Below are 15,671 nucleotides of genomic sequence, written 5' to 3'. Positions count from 1 at the left end.
AAAGTAAGCTACAATTCCAAGCATTTCCTTCCCTTTGGAAGCAAACCCTCTTCCGCCCTACAAATAAAAGGTTTCCTTATGTTACAAGGCAGTTTGGTTGCCCTGATTACCCCCATGAATCAAGACGGCAGCATCCATTACGAACAACTCCGCGATTTGATCGACTGGCATATCGAAAACGGTACCGACGGCATCGTCGCCGTCGGCACGACAGGCGAAACCGCCACCCTCTCCGTCGAAGAACATTTAAGCGTAATCGAAGAAACGGTCAAACACGTCAACAAGCGTGTTCCCGTTATCGCCGGCACCGGCGCCAACAACACCCTCGAAGCCATCGCGCTCTCCCGCGCCGCCGAAAAAGCCGGTGCAGACTACACCCTCTCCGTCGTCCCCTATTACAACAAACCCTCCCAAGAAGGCATTTACCAACATTTCAAAACCATCGCCGAAGCCACCTCGATTCCGATGATTATCTACAACGTACCCGGCCGCACCGTCGTCAGCATGACCAACGACACCATCCTGCGCCTTGCCAAAATCCCGAACATCGTCGGCGTCAAAGAAGCCAGCGGCAACATCGGCAGCAATCTCGAATTAATCAAACACGCGCCCGAAGGCTTCACCGTCCTTTCCGGCGACGACCCTACCGGCCTGCCCTTCATGCTCTGCGGCGGGAAAGGCGTTGTGACCGTTGCCGCCAATGTCGCTCCCAAACTCTTCGCCGATATGTGCCGCGCCGCCCTTGCAGGCGATATTGCGACCGCCCGTCAATTAAATGACCGCCTGATTCCTATTTATAACACTATGTTCTGCGAACCAAGCCCTGCCGCGCCCAAATGGGGCGTATCAGCGTTGGGCAAATGTGACCCTTATGCCCCCCTGCCGCTCGTTCCCCTGACCGAAGCCGGACAGGCAAAAGTCCGCGCCGCATTGCAAGAATCCGGACAACTCACCGCATAAACCGCAAAGGTCGTCTGAAAACCGTTTTCAGACGACCTGCCGTTAACCCATCACATCCAACAGGAAACCAATATGGCCTATATGAAACCTGTCGTCGTAGCAATCGCCCTGATCAGCATAACTGCCTGTTCGGGCAACAAAAAAGACCTGCCTAAGCTGGACTACCAAACCCAGACACGCAAAATCGTCAAATTAGAAGTACCGCCTGATCTGAACAATCCCGATCAAGGCAACCTCTATCAAGTACCCGCCGGCAGCGGCGCCGTCCGTGCCAGCGACCTGAGCCGCCGCACATCGGCAACGCAACAGGCCGCCAACTCCGAAGTCCTCAAATCCGTCAAAGGCGTCCGTTTGGAACGCGACGGGAACCAACGCTGGGTTGAAGTCCAAGGCAAATCCCCAGCCGAAATTTGGCCTTTGCTGAAAGCATTCTGGCAAGAAAACGGTTTCGACATCAAATCCGAAGAACCCGGCATCGGCCAAATGGAAACCGAATGGGCTGAAAACCGCGCCAAAATCCCGCAAGACGGCCTGCGCCGCCTCTTGGACAAAGTCGGCTTGGGCGGCATCTATTCCACCAGCGAGCGCGATAAATTCATCATCCGCATCGAACAAGGCAGAAACGGCACAACCGACGTCTTTTTCGCCCACAAAGGCATGAAAGAAGTTTACGCAGACAAAAACAAAGATACAACCACTTGGCAGCCTGCCGCCAACGATCCGAATCTTGAAGCTGCCTTCCTCGCACGCTTCATGCAATACTTGGGCGTCGATCAGCAACAAGCCGAAAACGCGCTGACCCAAAGCGTTGCCAAACGCAGCGGCAGCGAATTGGCGCGAATCGACGGCAACACCCTGCTCGTCTCCGGCGACTACGGCCGCAACTGGCGCCGCACCGCGCTCGCCCTCGACCGCATCGGCTTGAATGTCTTGGGTCAAAACATCGAACGCCACGCCTTCTTGGTTCAACAGGCGCCTAACGAAAGCGACGCCGTTTCCACGAAAAAACCGGGCTTCTTCGGCCGCATGTTCGGTAAAGGCAAAAAAGTTGAGAAACCGGCCGCCTACCCCGAGATCATCGTATTCGTCGAACCTGTTAACGGCGGTTCGCGAATCCGCCTTCTCAACAAAGACGGCAGCGCATACAACGGCAGCGATGCCTCTACGCTCATCAGCCGCCTGCATACGGAACTGCGCTAATCCGCTTCTCAAAAAACCTCCTGTACGCAGGAGGTTTTTTGTGCTTATCAAAAGCGACAAGCAAAATAAAGTTATTTCAAAAATAGATCTGTCAATTTATTGATTCAATTTAAAAATGAGTACACCATATTACTTCTAAAGCCGGTTAACGCTTAAACATCGGCTAAGCGAAAGGTCGTCTGAAAACAGAAATCCTGTTTTCAGACGACCTTTTTTTTCATGAACCCGTTTTGTTATAAATAAAATTGTTATATTATAACCAATCAAATTTCTACCCGATACATTTGGAGAACCCATGAAAAAAACCGCATTGTTCATCGCATCCGCACTCCTGTTCAGCACAACCGCCCAAGCACACCGCGTCTGGGTCGAAACCGCCCATACGCACGGCGGCGAATACCTGCAAGCCGAATTGGGCTACGGCGAGTTTCCCGAACTCGAACCCATCGCCAAAGACCGCCTGCACATTTTCAGCAAACCCATGCAGCTCGTTACCGAAAAAGGCAAAGAAAATCTGATTCAAAAAGGGACGTTTAACTACCAATACCGCAGCAAACAGCCGGTTAAAGACGGCAGCTACCTCGTTACCGCCGAATACCAGCCGACCTTCTGGTCTAAAAACAGCGCAGGCTGGAAACAGGCGAGCATCAAAGAAATGCCTGATGCCAGCTATTGCGAACAAACCCGAATGTTCGGTAAAAACATCGTCAACGTCGGACACGAAAGCGCAGACACCGTCGTCATCACCAAGCAAGTCGGACAACATTTAGAAATCGTTCCGCTGGATAATCCCGCCAACGTCCACGTCGGCGAACGCTTCAAAGTCCGCGTCCTTTTCAATGGCGAGCCGCTGCCCAACGCCACCGTTACCGCCACATTTGACGGTTTCGACACCAGCGACCGCAGCAAAACCCACAAAACCGAAGCCCAAGCCTTCTCCGACACTACGGACGACAAAGGCGAAGTCAGCATCATCCCCCTGCGTCAAGGCTTCTGGAAAGCCAGCGTAGAACACAAAGCCGATTTCCCCGATCAAAGCGTGTGCCAAAAACAGGCGAACTACACCACCATGACCTTCCAAATCGGTCATACGCATCATTAATATCCAATAACAAAGGTCGTCTGAAAACCGTATTGCAGGGTTTTCAGACGACCTTTTCGTTATTGACCCATTTATTTAACGGGCAGCCTTTCATCAAGGCTTATGCGGCGCAAACGTCCATTGCCCAAGCGCCAAGCCCAAATCGAATAGATTCAGACGACCTATCGCCACCCTGACCAAACGCAGACACGGAAAACCCGCCTTAGCCGTCATACGCCTGACCTGACGGTTTTTCCCTTCCGAAATCCGAATTTCCACCCAAAAATCAGGCACGGATTTACGCATGCGGATAGGCGACACGCGCGGCCACAAAACATCCGCTTCGCCCGCCTCTAATACGCGAACCTTTGCCGGACGCGTGACAAAATCCCCCAAATCCACCCCGCGCCGCAGCATATCCAGCTTCGCTTCGTCGGGCGAACCTTCCACCTGCGCCCAATAAGTTTTCTCCAGTTTAAACTTAGGATCCGCAATCCGCGCCTGCAAACGTCCGTCGTTCGTCAGCAGCAGCAAACCCTCGCTGTCCGTATCTAAACGCCCCGCCGGATAAAAGTCCGGCAGCGCCACATAATCTTTCAAACACCCATACTTTTCATGCACCGAAAACTGGCAAATCACGCCATAAGGCTTGTTCAATACAATCAAATCATTCATTTTCATCACATCCTGAAACCAAGCATGAATTGTACCAGCCGCCGCATACGGGCTACAATTTTACGTTTCTTTATATTTTATACAAATGATTTCATACGGTTAAAAAATACACTCAGGCTCGGCTTGACACGTCCGAACCAAACCAGTATATTACGCACTTCCTTGGGAGTAATGGCTGAGAGGCTGAAGGCACTTCCCTGCTAAGGAAGCATGTGGGGTCAACCTGCATCGAGGGTTCGAATCCCTCTTACTCCGCCACCATACGAAAACCCGTCGATTATTCGGCGGGTTTTCTTTATTTCCCCATGAAACCAAAAGCAGTCATATCACCCCGTGCAATCGGGGCTAAGAACAGCAACGGATAGCAAGTAGCTCATCCTAACCGACTATCCCTGCGATAAACTCCTTGTCAGACCCGGTTTATACAAAAGGTCGTCTGAAAAACCTGATTCAGGTTTTTCAGACGACCTTTTAGCTTTCGCACCTATCGAACAATCCGATAGTATGCAGCCGCGTCAATCAATAACGACCCGGAACGGTTCCCATACGCTGTTTCAACGAAGTTTGCGGTTCGTTGAACAGGGATGCGTAGTAGGTCGCGTTGGTCATGACTTTTTTGACGTAGTCGCGGGTTTCAGTGAAGGGGATGGTTTCGGCGTAAATCGCGCCTTCCAGAGGCGTAGAAGCTTGCCAGTTGCGTGCGCGGCCGGGACCGGCGTTGTAGCCTGCGGTTGCCATCACTTCGTTGTTTTGCAGACGGCGTTTGGCGTCTGCCATGTACCATGTACCCATGCGGATATTGCCGTCCATGGTGTAGAGTTCGCTGCTGCTCATGCCGATTTTGCCGGCGATTTCGCGGGCGGTAGCAGGCATAACCTGCATCAGGCCTTGTGCGCCGACGCTCGATTGCGCGCCCATGACGAAGCGGCTTTCTTGGCGGATCAGACCGTAAACCCAAGCGGGATCGATGCCTGCTTGTGAGGCGTAGCGGACGGTGGTCTCTTTAAACGGAGAGAGGTAGCGCAGGTTGTAGTTGAGTTTGCGCTCGGTCCGGTCGGCGCTGTTGATCGCCATGTCGTAAAACTGGTTTTCAAAGGCGACTTGCGCGGCAGTCAGGAGGTTGTCTTCGTTGAAGTCGCGGGTGGCGAAACGCCATTCTGCCTGTGCCTGACGGCGCATTTTGGCATCGTTGCTGCTTTGACTGTTTTTAAACAGAACCAGCGCGCGTTTGATTGCGCCGTCGTCTGCCATGCGGCGGACGTCTTTTTTATCGGCGTCGGAAACGTTGTTTTTGGTATTGACGCGGCGGCCGAGTTCTTCGCCTGCTAAGACGGCGTAGAAATTGCGTCCGCTTGCGGCGGCTTTTTCGTACATGTCTTTAGCGCGGCTTTGGTTGCCTTGTGCGGCGTAGCTTCGACCCAACCAGTATTGCCAAGTCGGGTCTTTTTGCAGCTTGTCGGGCATTTGTTGGATGATGCCGGACAATTCGTTCCAGCGTTGCAGACGCAGGGCGGCACGGGCGTACCATTCAAACTGCTCGTCGGTCAGTTGTTTGCGGTCGGAAACGCGACCGTAGTAGCTCAACGCGGTCTGCATGTTTTGATTTTGCGCGTGGTGGTGTCCCAATACGCCCCATGCGAAGCTGCTTTGTTCGCGGCTCAAGCCGGATTCCATGCTTGACAGGGTAGAGGCTGCGGAGGAGGATTTGCGCGCATCTTTTCCGATGACGTTCAAAAGGCTGTATTCGCGCGCACCTTGTGAGCCGCCCTCAAACGGGCTGCCCAATGCGGCTGCCAAGCTGCGTGCATCGGTGGTTTGGCTGTTGCTCAACAATCCGCGTACGCGGCGCCATGCGTCGTTGCTGTTCAGACGACCTGCCGATGCCGCGCTTTCGACCAAACGGGTACAACCCGCAGGCAGCTTGTTGGTAACGCGTATAAGCTCTGCCACCATGTTGTAGCTGCCGCTGCTCAATTCGGCATAACATTGCACTTCCTGCACCCGACCCGCCGCATTCAGCTTTTTGTTTTCTTGGCGGAACATATCCCATTGTCCGCGCGCGCCGAGGCTTTTGAGCCATTCGTTGCGGACGTTTTCAGCCATCGCGCTGTCGCCCGCCTGCGCCAAGAATTGTTGCACCCACATATCGTCGCCGCGTTTGGCAGCGTCCAGCGCGCCTTGATATTGACCGTAATCGGACAATACTTTGGATTCGCCTTCGGCGCGGCGGGCGGGGATGGAAGCGGGTTCGGTCAGGGAAGAGCCAGGCTCTTTGGATGAAGTCGCGTCGTTTTCGGAGGCACACGCCGACAAAATCGCGGCGGCAATCAGGCTGAGCGAGAGGGAAAATATGCGTTGTGCGTTCATTACTTGCCGTATCTTTATTAGAATCAATTAGAGCCGTATTCTAAACGATTTGGCGGCATTATCCGAATCTGAAACCGATATTTACATTAACCGCGTAATCAGGGACAACAAAAGGTCGTCTGAAAAGCGGAATGGCTGTTTCAGACGACCTTTGAGGCATGGGCAAAGTTTACATGCAGCCTTCGTTTTGCAGCAGGGTAAACAGGGGAACGCCGTTTTCGCGGATTTTGCTGCCACCAATCAAATCCGTAAATTCCAAAATCGCCGCCGCTTCAACGACTTCGCCGCCGAGTTTGCGGATTAATTCCACGCCTGCGAGCATGGTGCCGCCGGTTGCGACCAGGTCATCGACCAGCAGCACGCGCGCGCCGGGTTTGACTGCGTCTTTGTGGATTTCGACCGTCGCTTCGCCGTATTCCAGCGCGTAGCTTTGCGAAATCGTATCAAAAGGCAGCTTGCCCTTTTTGCGGATGGGGACGAAGCCGACGTTCAACTGATATGCCAACGCCGCGCCGATGATGAAGCCGCGTGCGTCCAAGCCTGCCACGACATCGATTTTCTGACCCATATAGCGGTAAACCAGCAAGTCCACCAAAAGGCGGAAATATTCCGCGCTTTGAAGCACCGGTGTAATGTCGTGAAATAAAATGCCTTTTTGCGGCCAGTTTTCGATTTTGCGGATTTTGTCCGCCAATGCGGCGACGCCCATCGCCTCAGGATGAACCAACATTTTGCGTGTTCCCAAATGAAAAGTTTTTAACGCGATATTGTAGCCGTCAGACCGTCGGTTGCCAAATCCATCGGTGCTGAAAGGTCGTCTGAACATGAAATTACACGCCCCGTATGCTACAATCAACAGATAATCCCATCGGTACCGACATCATGAAACCCCATAAAAAAGGCAATATTTTCATCATCTCCGCCGCTTCCGGTACGGGCAAGACCACGCTGGTTTCCCGTCTTTTGAAAAATAACGGCGATTTGCGCGTCTCCGTATCGCACACCACCCGTCAGCCGCGCGAAGGAGAGCAGCACGGCGTGCATTATCATTTTGTTCCCAAAGAAGAATTTGAATCCTTAATTGAACAAAAAGCCTTCCTAGAACACGCAAACGTTTTCGGCAATTATTACGGAACCAGCATCGCGGGGGTCAATTCCCTTAGCGAAGAGGGTTACGACGTGATTTTGGAAATCGACGTGCAAGGCGCGGCGCAAGTGCGCAAATCGCTGCCCGAAGCCAGCAGCATCTTCATCCTGCCGCCTTCGTTCGAAGTCCTTGCCGAACGCCTTATCGGGCGCGGCACCGACAGCGAGGAAGTCATCCAAACCCGCCTCTCCAAAGCGCGTCACGAAATCGAACAATCCGTCCTGTTTGACTATATTGTCGTCAACGATGATTTGGACAGGGCAGAAGCCGATTTGCTCCACATCATCAAAGCAGGTCGTCTGAAAAAATCTTCCCAGCAAGGATTTATCTCAAACCTGTTGGAAAATTCCTGAAAAACAGCGAAAATACGCATTTACATTCCATCACAAATTAATAGAAAGAAAGCAAACATATGGCCCGTATCACCACTGAAGACTGCACAGGCAAAATCCCCAATCATTTCGACCTGACCCTCGTCGCCGCCCGCCGCGCACGCCAGCTTGAAAACGGCAACGCCCCTATGGTTGACGACATCCGCAACAACAAACCGACCGTTACCGCCCTGCGCGAAATCGCCGCCGGTCAAATCGGTACCGAACTGCTGACCCGCAACAAATAATACCGGCAGGCAAAACCTGCCCAACCGCCGCGCGGATTGTATCGGCGCGACATCCGACCGATACAGTCTGACGGCTCAAAACAAAACACACACCGAAGGCCGTCTGAAATGCCCGCCCCCCAGCCCACTGCCCCCTACGACGCGCTGACTGCCGAAGCACGCGAACTTTTGTTCCGCACCGCCTCCTATCTCAGCCCATCCGAACAGGCCGAGCTTGAAAAAGCCGTCGCCTACGCCTTTCACGCCCATGACGGACAAACCCGTAAAAGCGGCGAACCCTACATTACCCACCCCCTTGCCGTCGCCACGCAACTTGCGTTGTGGCACATGGACATACAAGGCTTGTGCGCGGGCGTGATGCACGACGTACTCGAAGACACGGGCGTATCCAAAATCGAAATGGCGGCAGAATTCGGTGAAACCATCTCCGAGATGGTGGACGGGCTTTCCAAACTCGAAAAACTCAAATTTGAAGATCATGCCGAGCATCAGGCGGAAAGCTTCCGCAAGCTTATTCTCGCCATGACCAAAGACGTGCGTGTGATCGTCGTCAAACTCGCCGACCGCCTGCACAATATGCGCACACTCGGCTCCATGCGTCCCGACAAACGCCGCCGCATCGCCAAAGAAACCCTCGAAATCTACGCCCAAATCGCCAACCGCATCGGCTTGAACAACGCCTACCAAGAGCTTCAGGACTTATCGTTTCAAAACCTCCACCCGAACCGCTACGAAACCCTTAAAAAAGCGATGGACAACAGCCGCAAAAACCGCCGCGACGTCGTCGGCAAAGTTTTGCGCGCCTTCAGCCAGCGTTTGGTCGGCGCGAACATCGAAGCCAAAATCAAAGGCAGGGAAAAAAACCTGTACAGCATCCATCAAAAAATGTTGGCAAAAAAATTGCGCTTTGCCGAAGTCATGGACATTTACGGCTTCCGCGTCATCGTCAACAGCATTCCCGCGTGTTACGCCGCCCTCGGCGCGCTGCACAATCTCTATCAGCCCAAACCCGGACGCTTCAAAGACTATATCGCCATCCCGAAAAGCAACGGCTACCAAAGCCTGCACACGACCCTGGTCGGCCCTTACGGCTTACCCATTGAAGTCCAAATCCGCACGCGCGAAATGGATGCCGTAGCCGAAGGCGGCATCGCCGGCCACTGGATATACAAATCCGGCGAAAACACCGTCGATCAAGCCGTCCTCCATACCAACCAATGGCTTAAAAACATCCTCGATTTGCAAGCCAGCAGCGCGAACGCCATCGAATTCCTCGAACACGTCAAAGTCGACCTGTTCCCCAACGAAGTCTATATCCTGACACCCAAAGGCAAAATCCTCACCCTGCCTAAGGGTTCGACACCCATAGACTTCGCCTACGCCGTCCACACCGACATCGGACACAAAACCGTTGCCGCCCGCATCAACAACACCATGATGCCCCTGCGTACCAAGCTCAAAACCGGCGATTCCGTCGAAATCATTACTTCCGAACACGCCAAGCCCAATCCGGCATGGCTGAATTTCACCGTTTCCAGCCGTGCGCGCAGCGCCATCCGTCAATACATCAAAAACCTCAACCGCCACGACGCCATCATCCTCGGAGAAAACCTGCTGCAAAAAGCCCTGTCCAGCCTGTTGCCCAAAGACGTATTGCTTTCAGACGACCTCAAAGAAAAATACCTCGCCGACCTCAACGACAAACAAACCTCGTTTGAAGAAGTCCTCTACAACGTCGGCATGGGGCATACCCTGCCCGTGTACGTCGCCATGCACATCGCCGAACTGGCAGGGCAGCACTTCGGCAGCGAAGTCAAACTCAGCCCCATCAAAGTCAACGACCAAGAAACGGGAAGCATCCATTTTGCCAAGTGCTGCCATCCCGTCCCGGGCGATTCCGTCCGCGCCCTTTTGGTCAAAGACAAAGGCATGATTATCCACCGCGATACCTGTCCGACCCTGCTCAAATCCGACCCCGAGCAGCAGCTTGATGCGAACTGGGAAGGCATGGGCAGCCATACGTATCGCAGCGGGCTTACTATACAATCCGAAGACGCCCACGGCCTGCTCGCCCTTATGGCGCAAGCCATCTCCAATTCCGGCGCGGACATTGAGTCTGTCGAAACGCCCAATAAAGCGCTTGCAGGTACGGAAGGCTTTGTCGAATTCAATTTTATTATCAAAGTAAGGGACTTGAATCAAATCAACCAAATTATTCACAACCTGCACACTATCCCCCAAATACGTAAAGTGGTACGAAGCTAACGGGACGGTATCGATTTAAATTGAATCTGCTCTAAAACATAAAAAGGTCGTCTGAAAACCCGTATTTCAGGTTTTCAGACGACCTTTTTAAACCTCATCGTTTACCGTTCGGCGGCGCTGCTTCTTTCGGCTTGCTCTTCTGCCGCTTCATACGCTTCCACAATTTTCTGTACCAGCGGATGACGGACGACGTCTTCGCTGGTGAAGGTGTGGAAATACAGCCCTTCCACATCACGCAGTTTTTCGCGGGCGTCTTTCAGGCCGGATTTGACGTTGCGCGGGAGGTCGATTTGGCTGATGTCGCCGGTGATGACGGCTTTCGCGCCGAAGCCGATGCGGGTCAGGAACATTTTCATCTGTTCGGGCGTGGTGTTTTGCGCTTCGTCCAGAATCACATACGCGCCGTTGAGCGTGCGGCCGCGCATGTAGGCGAGCGGGGCAATTTCGATCAGGCCTTTTTCCATCAGTTTGGTCACGCGGTCGAAGCCCATCAGGTCGTAGAGCGCGTCGTAGAGCGGGCGCAGATAGGGGTCGACTTTTTGCGCCAAATCGCCGGGCAGGAAGCCGAGTTTTTCGCCTGCTTCGACGGCGGGACGGACGAGGACGATGCGCTCGATTTGGTGTTTTTCCATGGCATCGACGGCGGCGGCGACGGCGAGATAGGTTTTGCCCGTACCCGCGGGGCCCAATCCGAAGACGACGTCGTGGTTTAACAAGGCGCGGATGTAGCCGTTTTGGCGCGGGGTGCGCCCGCCTATGCTGCCGCGTTTGGTGCGGAAATAATATTGTTGGTCGTGATGTTTTTCTTCGTGTTTCTCGTCGGCGGTTTTGGCTTCGACGGCGGCAAGGCGGATGGCGTTGTCGTCCAAATCGCCTTGTTCGGCGGCTTCGGCGAGCGCGAGCAAGGCGCGGCGGCCGGCGTGGGCGAGTTCGCCCATGAAGGTGAAGTGTTCGAAGCGGCGGCTGATTTGAATATCGAGGGCTTTGCCCAAGGCTTCGAGGTTGCCGTCGAGCGCACCGCAGAGGCGTTGGAGGACGGTGTTGTCGATGTCTTCAAATTGAAGATGGACGGTATGGGTCATATCTTGTTTCCATGATGATTAAAGGTCGTCTGAAAGGTGCGGGATGCTTTTCAGACGACCTTTCGGTGTTATTTGTTTTGCGCTTGTTCGCGAAGCTCGCGGCGCAGGATTTTGCCGACGTTGGACTTGGGCAGTTCGTCGCGGAACTCGATGTCTTTCGGCACTTTATAAGCGGTCAGCTCGGTACGGCAGAATTCGATGAGTTCTTCTTTGGTCAGGCTTGGGTCTTTTTTGACGACGAAGACTTTGAGGGCTTCGCCTGTTTTTTCGTTGGGCACGCCGATACAGGCGACTTCCATGACTTTATCGTTGTGTGAAACGACTTCTTCGATTTCGTTCGGATAAACGTTGAAACCGGAAACGACGATGAGGTCTTTTTTGCGGTCAACCAGTTTCAGCCAGCCTTTTTCGTCCATGACGGCGATGTCGCCGGTTTCCAAAAAGCCGCGCGCGTCTATGGTTTTAGCGGTTTCTTCGGGACGGTTCCAGTAGCCTTTCATCACTTGCGGGCCGCGCACCCAAAGTTCGCCCGGCTGTCCGATGCCGACTTCTTTGCCGTTCGCATCTCGCAATTCGACTTCGGTGGAGGGAACGGGCAGTCCGATGCCGCCGCTATACGTTTCGATATTGAGCGGGTTGCAGCACACGCCGGGGCTGGCTTCGGTCAGACCGTAGGCTTCGACAATGGGCGTACCGGTGATTTTTTTCCATTTTTCGGCGACGGCTTTTTGAGTCGCCATGCCGCCGCCCAAAGTCAGGCGCAGGTTGGAGAAATCGACGGTGGCGAAATCAGGTTGGTTGACCATGCCGTTAAACAGGGTGTTCACGCCGATGAAGACGCTGATGCGCTCTTTTTTGAGTTCGCCGATAAAGCCTTTCATGTCGCGCGGGTTGGTAATCAGGATGATTTTGGAACCGGCGTTGGTAAAAATCATCAGGTTCACCGTCAGGGCGAAGATGTGGTAAAGCGGCAGCGCGGCGATGACGGTTTCTTTGCCTTCGCGCAGTTGGTTTTTAATCCATTCTTTCGCCTGAAGCATATTGGCGCAGATGTTGCCGTGGCTGAGGACGGCACCTTTTGCCACACCGGTCGTGCCGCCCGTGTATTGCAACAGCGCGGTATCTTCGCGGGTCAGGGTAACGGGGCGAAAGGTATGTGCCGCACCTTCTTTCAGGGTCGTCTGAAAAGGGATAGCACCGGAAATACGGTATTCGGGCACCATTTTTTTGATTTTGCGCAGCACGAAATTCATCAGCGTGCCTTTGAAGAAACCGAACATTTCTCCGACAGAAGCGACGATGACGTGTTTGATTTGCGTGCGTGGCAGCACCAGCTCCAGCGTGTTGGCAAAATTTTCCAGAACGATGATTGTGGTCGCGCCGCTGTCTTTCAACTGATGCTCCAGCTCGCGCGGGGTGTAGAGCGGATTGATGTTTACCGCCACCAGCCCCGCTTGCAGGATGCCAAAAAGTGCAATCGGGTATTGCAGCAGGTTGGGCAGCATAATCGCCACGCGCTCGCCGCGCGGCAGCTTCAGGACGTTTTGCAGATAGGAAGTAAAATTTTCCGCCAGCTTGCCGACCTCGGCGTAAGTGAGCGTTTTGCCCATGTTTTGAAACGCGGGTTGATGCGCGAATTTTTCAACGCTTTGACGGAATACGTCGCTGATAGAGCTGTATTGCGTGATGTCGATTTCGGCATTGACGCCTTGTTCGTAGCTGTTGAGCCAGAGTTTTTCCATATAAATAGTCTTGTTTCGTTGGTTTTATGGTTGTCTTGAGGTCGTCTGAAAAGACGGGAGCAAACCCGCTGTAATAGTTTTCAGACGACCTTTTATCTTTTTTATTCAAGCGGTAATAATGACGGGCTTATCTGTGGACATGATAATGCCGCCGCCCAAGCAGACGTCGCCGTCGTACAGCACGGCAGATTGACCGGGCGTTACCGCCCATTGTGGTTCGTCGAACACCAGCTCGACCGTGTCATCATCGAGATAACGCAATTCGCAGGGCGCATCCGCCATGCGGTAGCGGGTTTTGCAGGTGTAGCGCCCTTCTTTCGGACGTGCGGGCAGGGTGAAACTCAAATCGTTCATGATGAGGCTGCGGGTATAGAGCAGCGGATGGTCATGACCTTGTACGACGATGAGTTCGTTTTTCGTCAAATCCTTCGCGGCGACAAACCACGGCTCGCCCGCGCCGCCGATGCCCAATCCTTTGCGCTGTCCGAGCGTGTAGAACATCAGCCCGACGTGTTCGCCGACGTTTTTGCCTTCGGGCGTGACCATTTTGCCGTTGTTGGTCGGCAGGTATTTTTGCAGGAACTCGCGGAACGGACGTTCGCCGATGAAGCAGATGCCGGTACTGTCTTTTTTGGCGGCGGTCGGCAAATTAAATTCGGCGGCAAGGCGGCGGACTTCAGGTTTTTCCAAACCGCCCAACGGAAAAATCGCGCGCTCGAGTTGAAAAGGCTTGAGGCGGTAGAGGAAATAGCTTTGGTCTTTGTTTTGATCCAAACCTTTGAGCAGGTAATGAGTGCCGTTGCGGACTTCTTTACGCGCATAATGCCCGGTGGCAATGGTATCCGCGCCCTGCTCTATGGCATAGTCCAAAAAGCATTTGAATTTGATTTCGGCGTTACACAACACATCCGGATTCGGCGTGCGCCCCGCGCTGTATTCTTTGAGGAAATAGGCGAATACGTTGTCTTTGTATTGGGCGGCAAAATTGACGATGTCGATGTCTATACCGATGATGTCGGCGACGGCAATGGCATCGAAAGAGTCTTGCTTGATGCTGCAATATTCGTCATTGTCGTCGTCCTCCCAGTTTTGCATAAACACACCGCGCACTTGATAACCCTGCTGTTTGAGCAAGGCAGCGGTTACGGAGGAATCGACACCGCCGGAGAGCCCGACGATGATGTTTGAAGGTTGTTGAGTAATGTCCATGAAGGGGATATGGGTAGGAAACAGCGGTTTTTAAAGGCGGATTTTAGCACATTTTGATGAAGGGATAAGGAAGGCCCTAAAAGATGAATGGCGTTCTGATGAATTTCATATTGCAAGTAATGATTGAATTTGCCCAACCCAAATAACAAAAAGGTCGTCTGAAAATGTTCAGACGACCTTTTGAGTTCAAACGATGAACGATTAGTGTTGATGCGCGCCACCGTGGTCATGACCATGGCTGTGATCCATACCGGATTGCGGCGCAGTTTTCACTTCCAGTTGTACGGTTTGAGGTTTGGCATTTTTGAATTTCAGGGTAACCGGTACTTTTTCGCCTTCTTTCAGCGGTTTTTTCAGACCCATGAACATAACGTGGTAGCTGCCCGGTTTCAGCTCGGTTACGCCTTTTGCCGCCAGCGGAACACCACCTTTGACTTCGCGCATGCGCATCACGCCGTTGTCGTTGACATGGGTATGCACTTCAACACGGTCGGCTACTGGGCTGCTGCCGCCGACCAAGAAGTCTTGTTTGGCTTCATCGTTGTGGATCTTCATGAACGCGCCGCCCATTTTCATGCCTTCGACGGTGGCACGCGCCCAACCGTCTTCAACGTGAACACCGGCTGCGGAAGCGGTGGATACCAAACCTGCTGCGATCAGGGTTGCCAATAATTTTTTCATGTATTGCTCCTTTATGATGAAATGGGTGGTTTTGTTGCGGCAAAAGCTTTCCGCGCGACATTGCATGTCGGTAATACTGTTCTTATCCTACATGCAATGGTCGTCTGAATGCTTTGACTCAGATTAAACAAAATGATTCAAATTAATTCATGAGAATTAATACTTAGTAAGTATAAATCATCTCAAAGTAAATTTAAACATACCCGCGCCACAATGCAATCGCCCACACGATACCCAACATCGTCAAAGCGAGCAATTGCGCAGCGGAGCCGGCATCTTTGGCACGTTTTGCCAATTCGTGTTTTTCGGTGGAAGTGTGGTCAACGGCGGCTTCAACGGCGGTGTTGAACAATTCGGTAATCAGCGAAACAAACGACGCAATAATCAGCAGCATTTTGGTCGCGGAGTCGAAATTGAGGATGAAGGTCAAGACAATCAAAATCAGGTTCAGCCACAATACTTGGCGGAACGCGCTTTCATAGCGGTAGGCGGCGGCAAGCCCGTCTTTGGAATAGCCGAATGCGTTGATGATGCGTTTGATACCGCTTTTACCTTTTTTATCGGCAGCGTAAGAAGATGGTTTCATAAGTAATGTTTGTATCAATATTTATATTTGTATAGTGGATTAACTTTAAACCAGTAC

At 52.9% G+C, this 15,671-nt stretch carries 14 protein-coding genes and 1 tRNA gene; 7 read left to right on the top strand and 8 right to left on the bottom strand.

Annotated features, from left to right (window positions below; all coding sequences use genetic code 11):
- Window positions 1-78 precede the first annotated feature (78 nt).
- From dapA to HMPREF2907_RS04960, 3 genes are all read left to right on the top strand, one after another.
- The gene (dapA, locus tag HMPREF2907_RS04970; protein WP_070680663.1) at window positions 79-960 is read left to right on the top strand and encodes a 4-hydroxy-tetrahydrodipicolinate synthase; all 882 of its coding nucleotides are present in this window, start codon (window positions 79-81) and stop codon (window positions 958-960) included.
- A 72-nt stretch (window positions 961-1,032) separates the two neighbouring features.
- The gene (gene bamC, locus HMPREF2907_RS04965) at window positions 1,033-2,160 is read left to right on the top strand and encodes an outer membrane protein assembly factor BamC (protein WP_070680660.1); all 1,128 of its coding nucleotides are present in this window, start codon (window positions 1,033-1,035) and stop codon (window positions 2,158-2,160) included.
- A gap of 295 nt (window positions 2,161-2,455) precedes the next feature.
- On the top strand, window positions 2,456-3,262 hold the full coding sequence (locus HMPREF2907_RS04960) for a DUF4198 domain-containing protein (RefSeq protein WP_070680657.1): 807 nt from the start codon (window positions 2,456-2,458) through the stop codon (window positions 3,260-3,262).
- A 93-nt stretch (window positions 3,263-3,355) separates the two neighbouring features.
- On the opposite strand, the gene HMPREF2907_RS04955 is transcribed toward HMPREF2907_RS04960, so the two are convergent.
- Entirely contained in the window at window positions 3,356-3,916 is a 561-nt protein-coding gene (locus tag HMPREF2907_RS04955; RefSeq protein ID WP_070680919.1) for a pseudouridine synthase, read from the bottom strand.
- A 165-nt stretch (window positions 3,917-4,081) separates the two neighbouring features.
- Here HMPREF2907_RS04955 and HMPREF2907_RS04950 point away from each other — a divergent pair.
- Window positions 4,082-4,174, top strand: a tRNA-Ser gene (locus tag HMPREF2907_RS04950).
- Window positions 4,175-4,435: 261 nt separating this feature from the next.
- Here HMPREF2907_RS04950 and HMPREF2907_RS04945 read toward each other — a convergent pair.
- Together HMPREF2907_RS04945 and HMPREF2907_RS04940 are read right to left on the bottom strand one after the other, a co-directional pair.
- A complete protein-coding gene (locus HMPREF2907_RS04945) occupies window positions 4,436-6,283 on the bottom strand; it encodes a lytic transglycosylase domain-containing protein (RefSeq protein ID WP_070680653.1) in 1,848 nt (615 codons plus the stop codon).
- A gap of 169 nt (window positions 6,284-6,452) precedes the next feature.
- On the bottom strand, window positions 6,453-7,013 hold the full coding sequence (locus tag HMPREF2907_RS04940; RefSeq protein ID WP_009311093.1) for an adenine phosphoribosyltransferase: 561 nt from the start codon (window positions 7,011-7,013) through the stop codon (window positions 6,453-6,455).
- A gap of 152 nt (window positions 7,014-7,165) precedes the next feature.
- Between HMPREF2907_RS04940 and gmk the strand changes: the two genes are divergently transcribed.
- The 3 genes from gmk (at window position 7,166) to HMPREF2907_RS04925 (ending at window position 10,314) form a co-directional block, all read left to right on the top strand.
- Window positions 7,166-7,783 carry a guanylate kinase gene (gene gmk / locus HMPREF2907_RS04935; RefSeq protein ID WP_070680915.1) on the top strand — a complete coding sequence of 206 codons (618 nt, stop codon included), beginning with the start codon at window positions 7,166-7,168 and terminating at the stop codon, window positions 7,781-7,783.
- 59 nt (window positions 7,784-7,842) lie between these two features.
- Window positions 7,843-8,049 (top strand): DNA-directed RNA polymerase subunit omega, encoded by a 207-nt coding sequence (gene rpoZ, locus HMPREF2907_RS04930; protein WP_003740638.1) that lies wholly within the window; start codon window positions 7,843-7,845, stop codon window positions 8,047-8,049.
- A 108-nt stretch (window positions 8,050-8,157) separates the two neighbouring features.
- Window positions 8,158-10,314, top strand: coding sequence for a RelA/SpoT family protein (locus HMPREF2907_RS04925; protein ID WP_070680650.1), 2,157 nt, complete (start codon window positions 8,158-8,160; stop codon window positions 10,312-10,314).
- A gap of 101 nt (window positions 10,315-10,415) precedes the next feature.
- Here HMPREF2907_RS04925 and HMPREF2907_RS04920 read toward each other — a convergent pair whose 3' ends face one another.
- The 5 genes from HMPREF2907_RS04920 to HMPREF2907_RS04900 all read right to left on the bottom strand — a co-directional run bounded on the left by HMPREF2907_RS04920 (window position 10,416) and on the right by HMPREF2907_RS04900 (window position 15,614).
- Window positions 10,416-11,396 carry a PhoH family protein gene (locus tag HMPREF2907_RS04920; protein ID WP_003777291.1) on the bottom strand — a complete coding sequence of 327 codons (981 nt, stop codon included), beginning with the start codon at window positions 11,394-11,396 and terminating at the stop codon, window positions 10,416-10,418.
- 68 nt (window positions 11,397-11,464) lie between these two features.
- Window positions 11,465-13,138: an AMP-binding protein gene (locus tag HMPREF2907_RS04915; RefSeq protein ID WP_070680647.1), complete on the bottom strand. Its 1,674-nt coding sequence runs from the start codon at window positions 13,136-13,138 to the stop codon at window positions 11,465-11,467.
- 105 nt (window positions 13,139-13,243) lie between these two features.
- Window positions 13,244-14,347 (bottom strand): tRNA 2-thiouridine(34) synthase MnmA, encoded by a 1,104-nt coding sequence (gene mnmA / locus HMPREF2907_RS04910; protein WP_070680643.1) that lies wholly within the window; start codon window positions 14,345-14,347, stop codon window positions 13,244-13,246.
- 201 nt (window positions 14,348-14,548) lie between these two features.
- Window positions 14,549-15,028 carry a copper chaperone PCu(A)C gene (locus HMPREF2907_RS04905; protein WP_045072870.1) on the bottom strand — a complete coding sequence of 160 codons (480 nt, stop codon included), beginning with the start codon at window positions 15,026-15,028 and terminating at the stop codon, window positions 14,549-14,551.
- Between the two features lie 193 nt (window positions 15,029-15,221).
- On the bottom strand, window positions 15,222-15,614 hold the full coding sequence (locus HMPREF2907_RS04900; RefSeq protein WP_003756111.1) for a diacylglycerol kinase: 393 nt from the start codon (window positions 15,612-15,614) through the stop codon (window positions 15,222-15,224).
- Between the last annotated feature and the right edge of the window lie 57 nt (window positions 15,615-15,671).

The organism is Neisseria sp. HMSC055H02 (assembly GCF_001813335.1).
GTDB lineage: Bacteria > Pseudomonadota > Gammaproteobacteria > Burkholderiales > Neisseriaceae > Neisseria > Neisseria sicca_C.
The sequence above is the reverse complement of the archived record's forward strand: the minus strand, read 5'-3'. Positions and strand labels throughout refer to the sequence as shown.

Bases quoted from the DNA above. Each gene is read 5' to 3' on its own strand.
- HMPREF2907_RS04955 (WP_070680919.1), bottom strand. From the start codon at position 3,916: ATGAATGATTTGATTGTATTGAACAAGCCTTATGGCGTGATTTGCCAG.
- HMPREF2907_RS04920 (WP_003777291.1), bottom strand. From the start codon at position 11,396: ATGACCCATACCGTCCATCTTCAATTTGAAGACATCGACAACACCGTC.
- HMPREF2907_RS04945 (WP_070680653.1), bottom strand. From the start codon at position 6,283: ATGAACGCACAACGCATATTTTCCCTCTCGCTCAGCCTGATTGCCGCC.
- HMPREF2907_RS04905 (WP_045072870.1), bottom strand. From the start codon at position 15,028: ATGAAAAAATTATTGGCAACCCTGATCGCAGCAGGTTTGGTATCCACC.
- HMPREF2907_RS04915 (WP_070680647.1), bottom strand. From the start codon at position 13,138: ATGGAAAAACTCTGGCTCAACAGCTACGAACAAGGCGTCAATGCCGAA.
- HMPREF2907_RS04960 (WP_070680657.1), top strand. From the start codon at position 2,456: ATGAAAAAAACCGCATTGTTCATCGCATCCGCACTCCTGTTCAGCACA.
- dapA (WP_070680663.1), top strand. From the start codon at position 79: ATGTTACAAGGCAGTTTGGTTGCCCTGATTACCCCCATGAATCAAGAC.
- gmk (WP_070680915.1), top strand. From the start codon at position 7,166: ATGAAACCCCATAAAAAAGGCAATATTTTCATCATCTCCGCCGCTTCC.
- HMPREF2907_RS04940 (WP_009311093.1), bottom strand. From the start codon at position 7,013: ATGTTGGTTCATCCTGAGGCGATGGGCGTCGCCGCATTGGCGGACAAA.
- bamC (WP_070680660.1), top strand. From the start codon at position 1,033: ATGGCCTATATGAAACCTGTCGTCGTAGCAATCGCCCTGATCAGCATA.
- HMPREF2907_RS04925 (WP_070680650.1), top strand. From the start codon at position 8,158: ATGCCCGCCCCCCAGCCCACTGCCCCCTACGACGCGCTGACTGCCGAA.
- rpoZ (WP_003740638.1), top strand. From the start codon at position 7,843: ATGGCCCGTATCACCACTGAAGACTGCACAGGCAAAATCCCCAATCAT.
- mnmA (WP_070680643.1), bottom strand. From the start codon at position 14,347: ATGGACATTACTCAACAACCTTCAAACATCATCGTCGGGCTCTCCGGC.
- HMPREF2907_RS04900 (WP_003756111.1), bottom strand. From the start codon at position 15,614: ATGAAACCATCTTCTTACGCTGCCGATAAAAAAGGTAAAAGCGGTATC.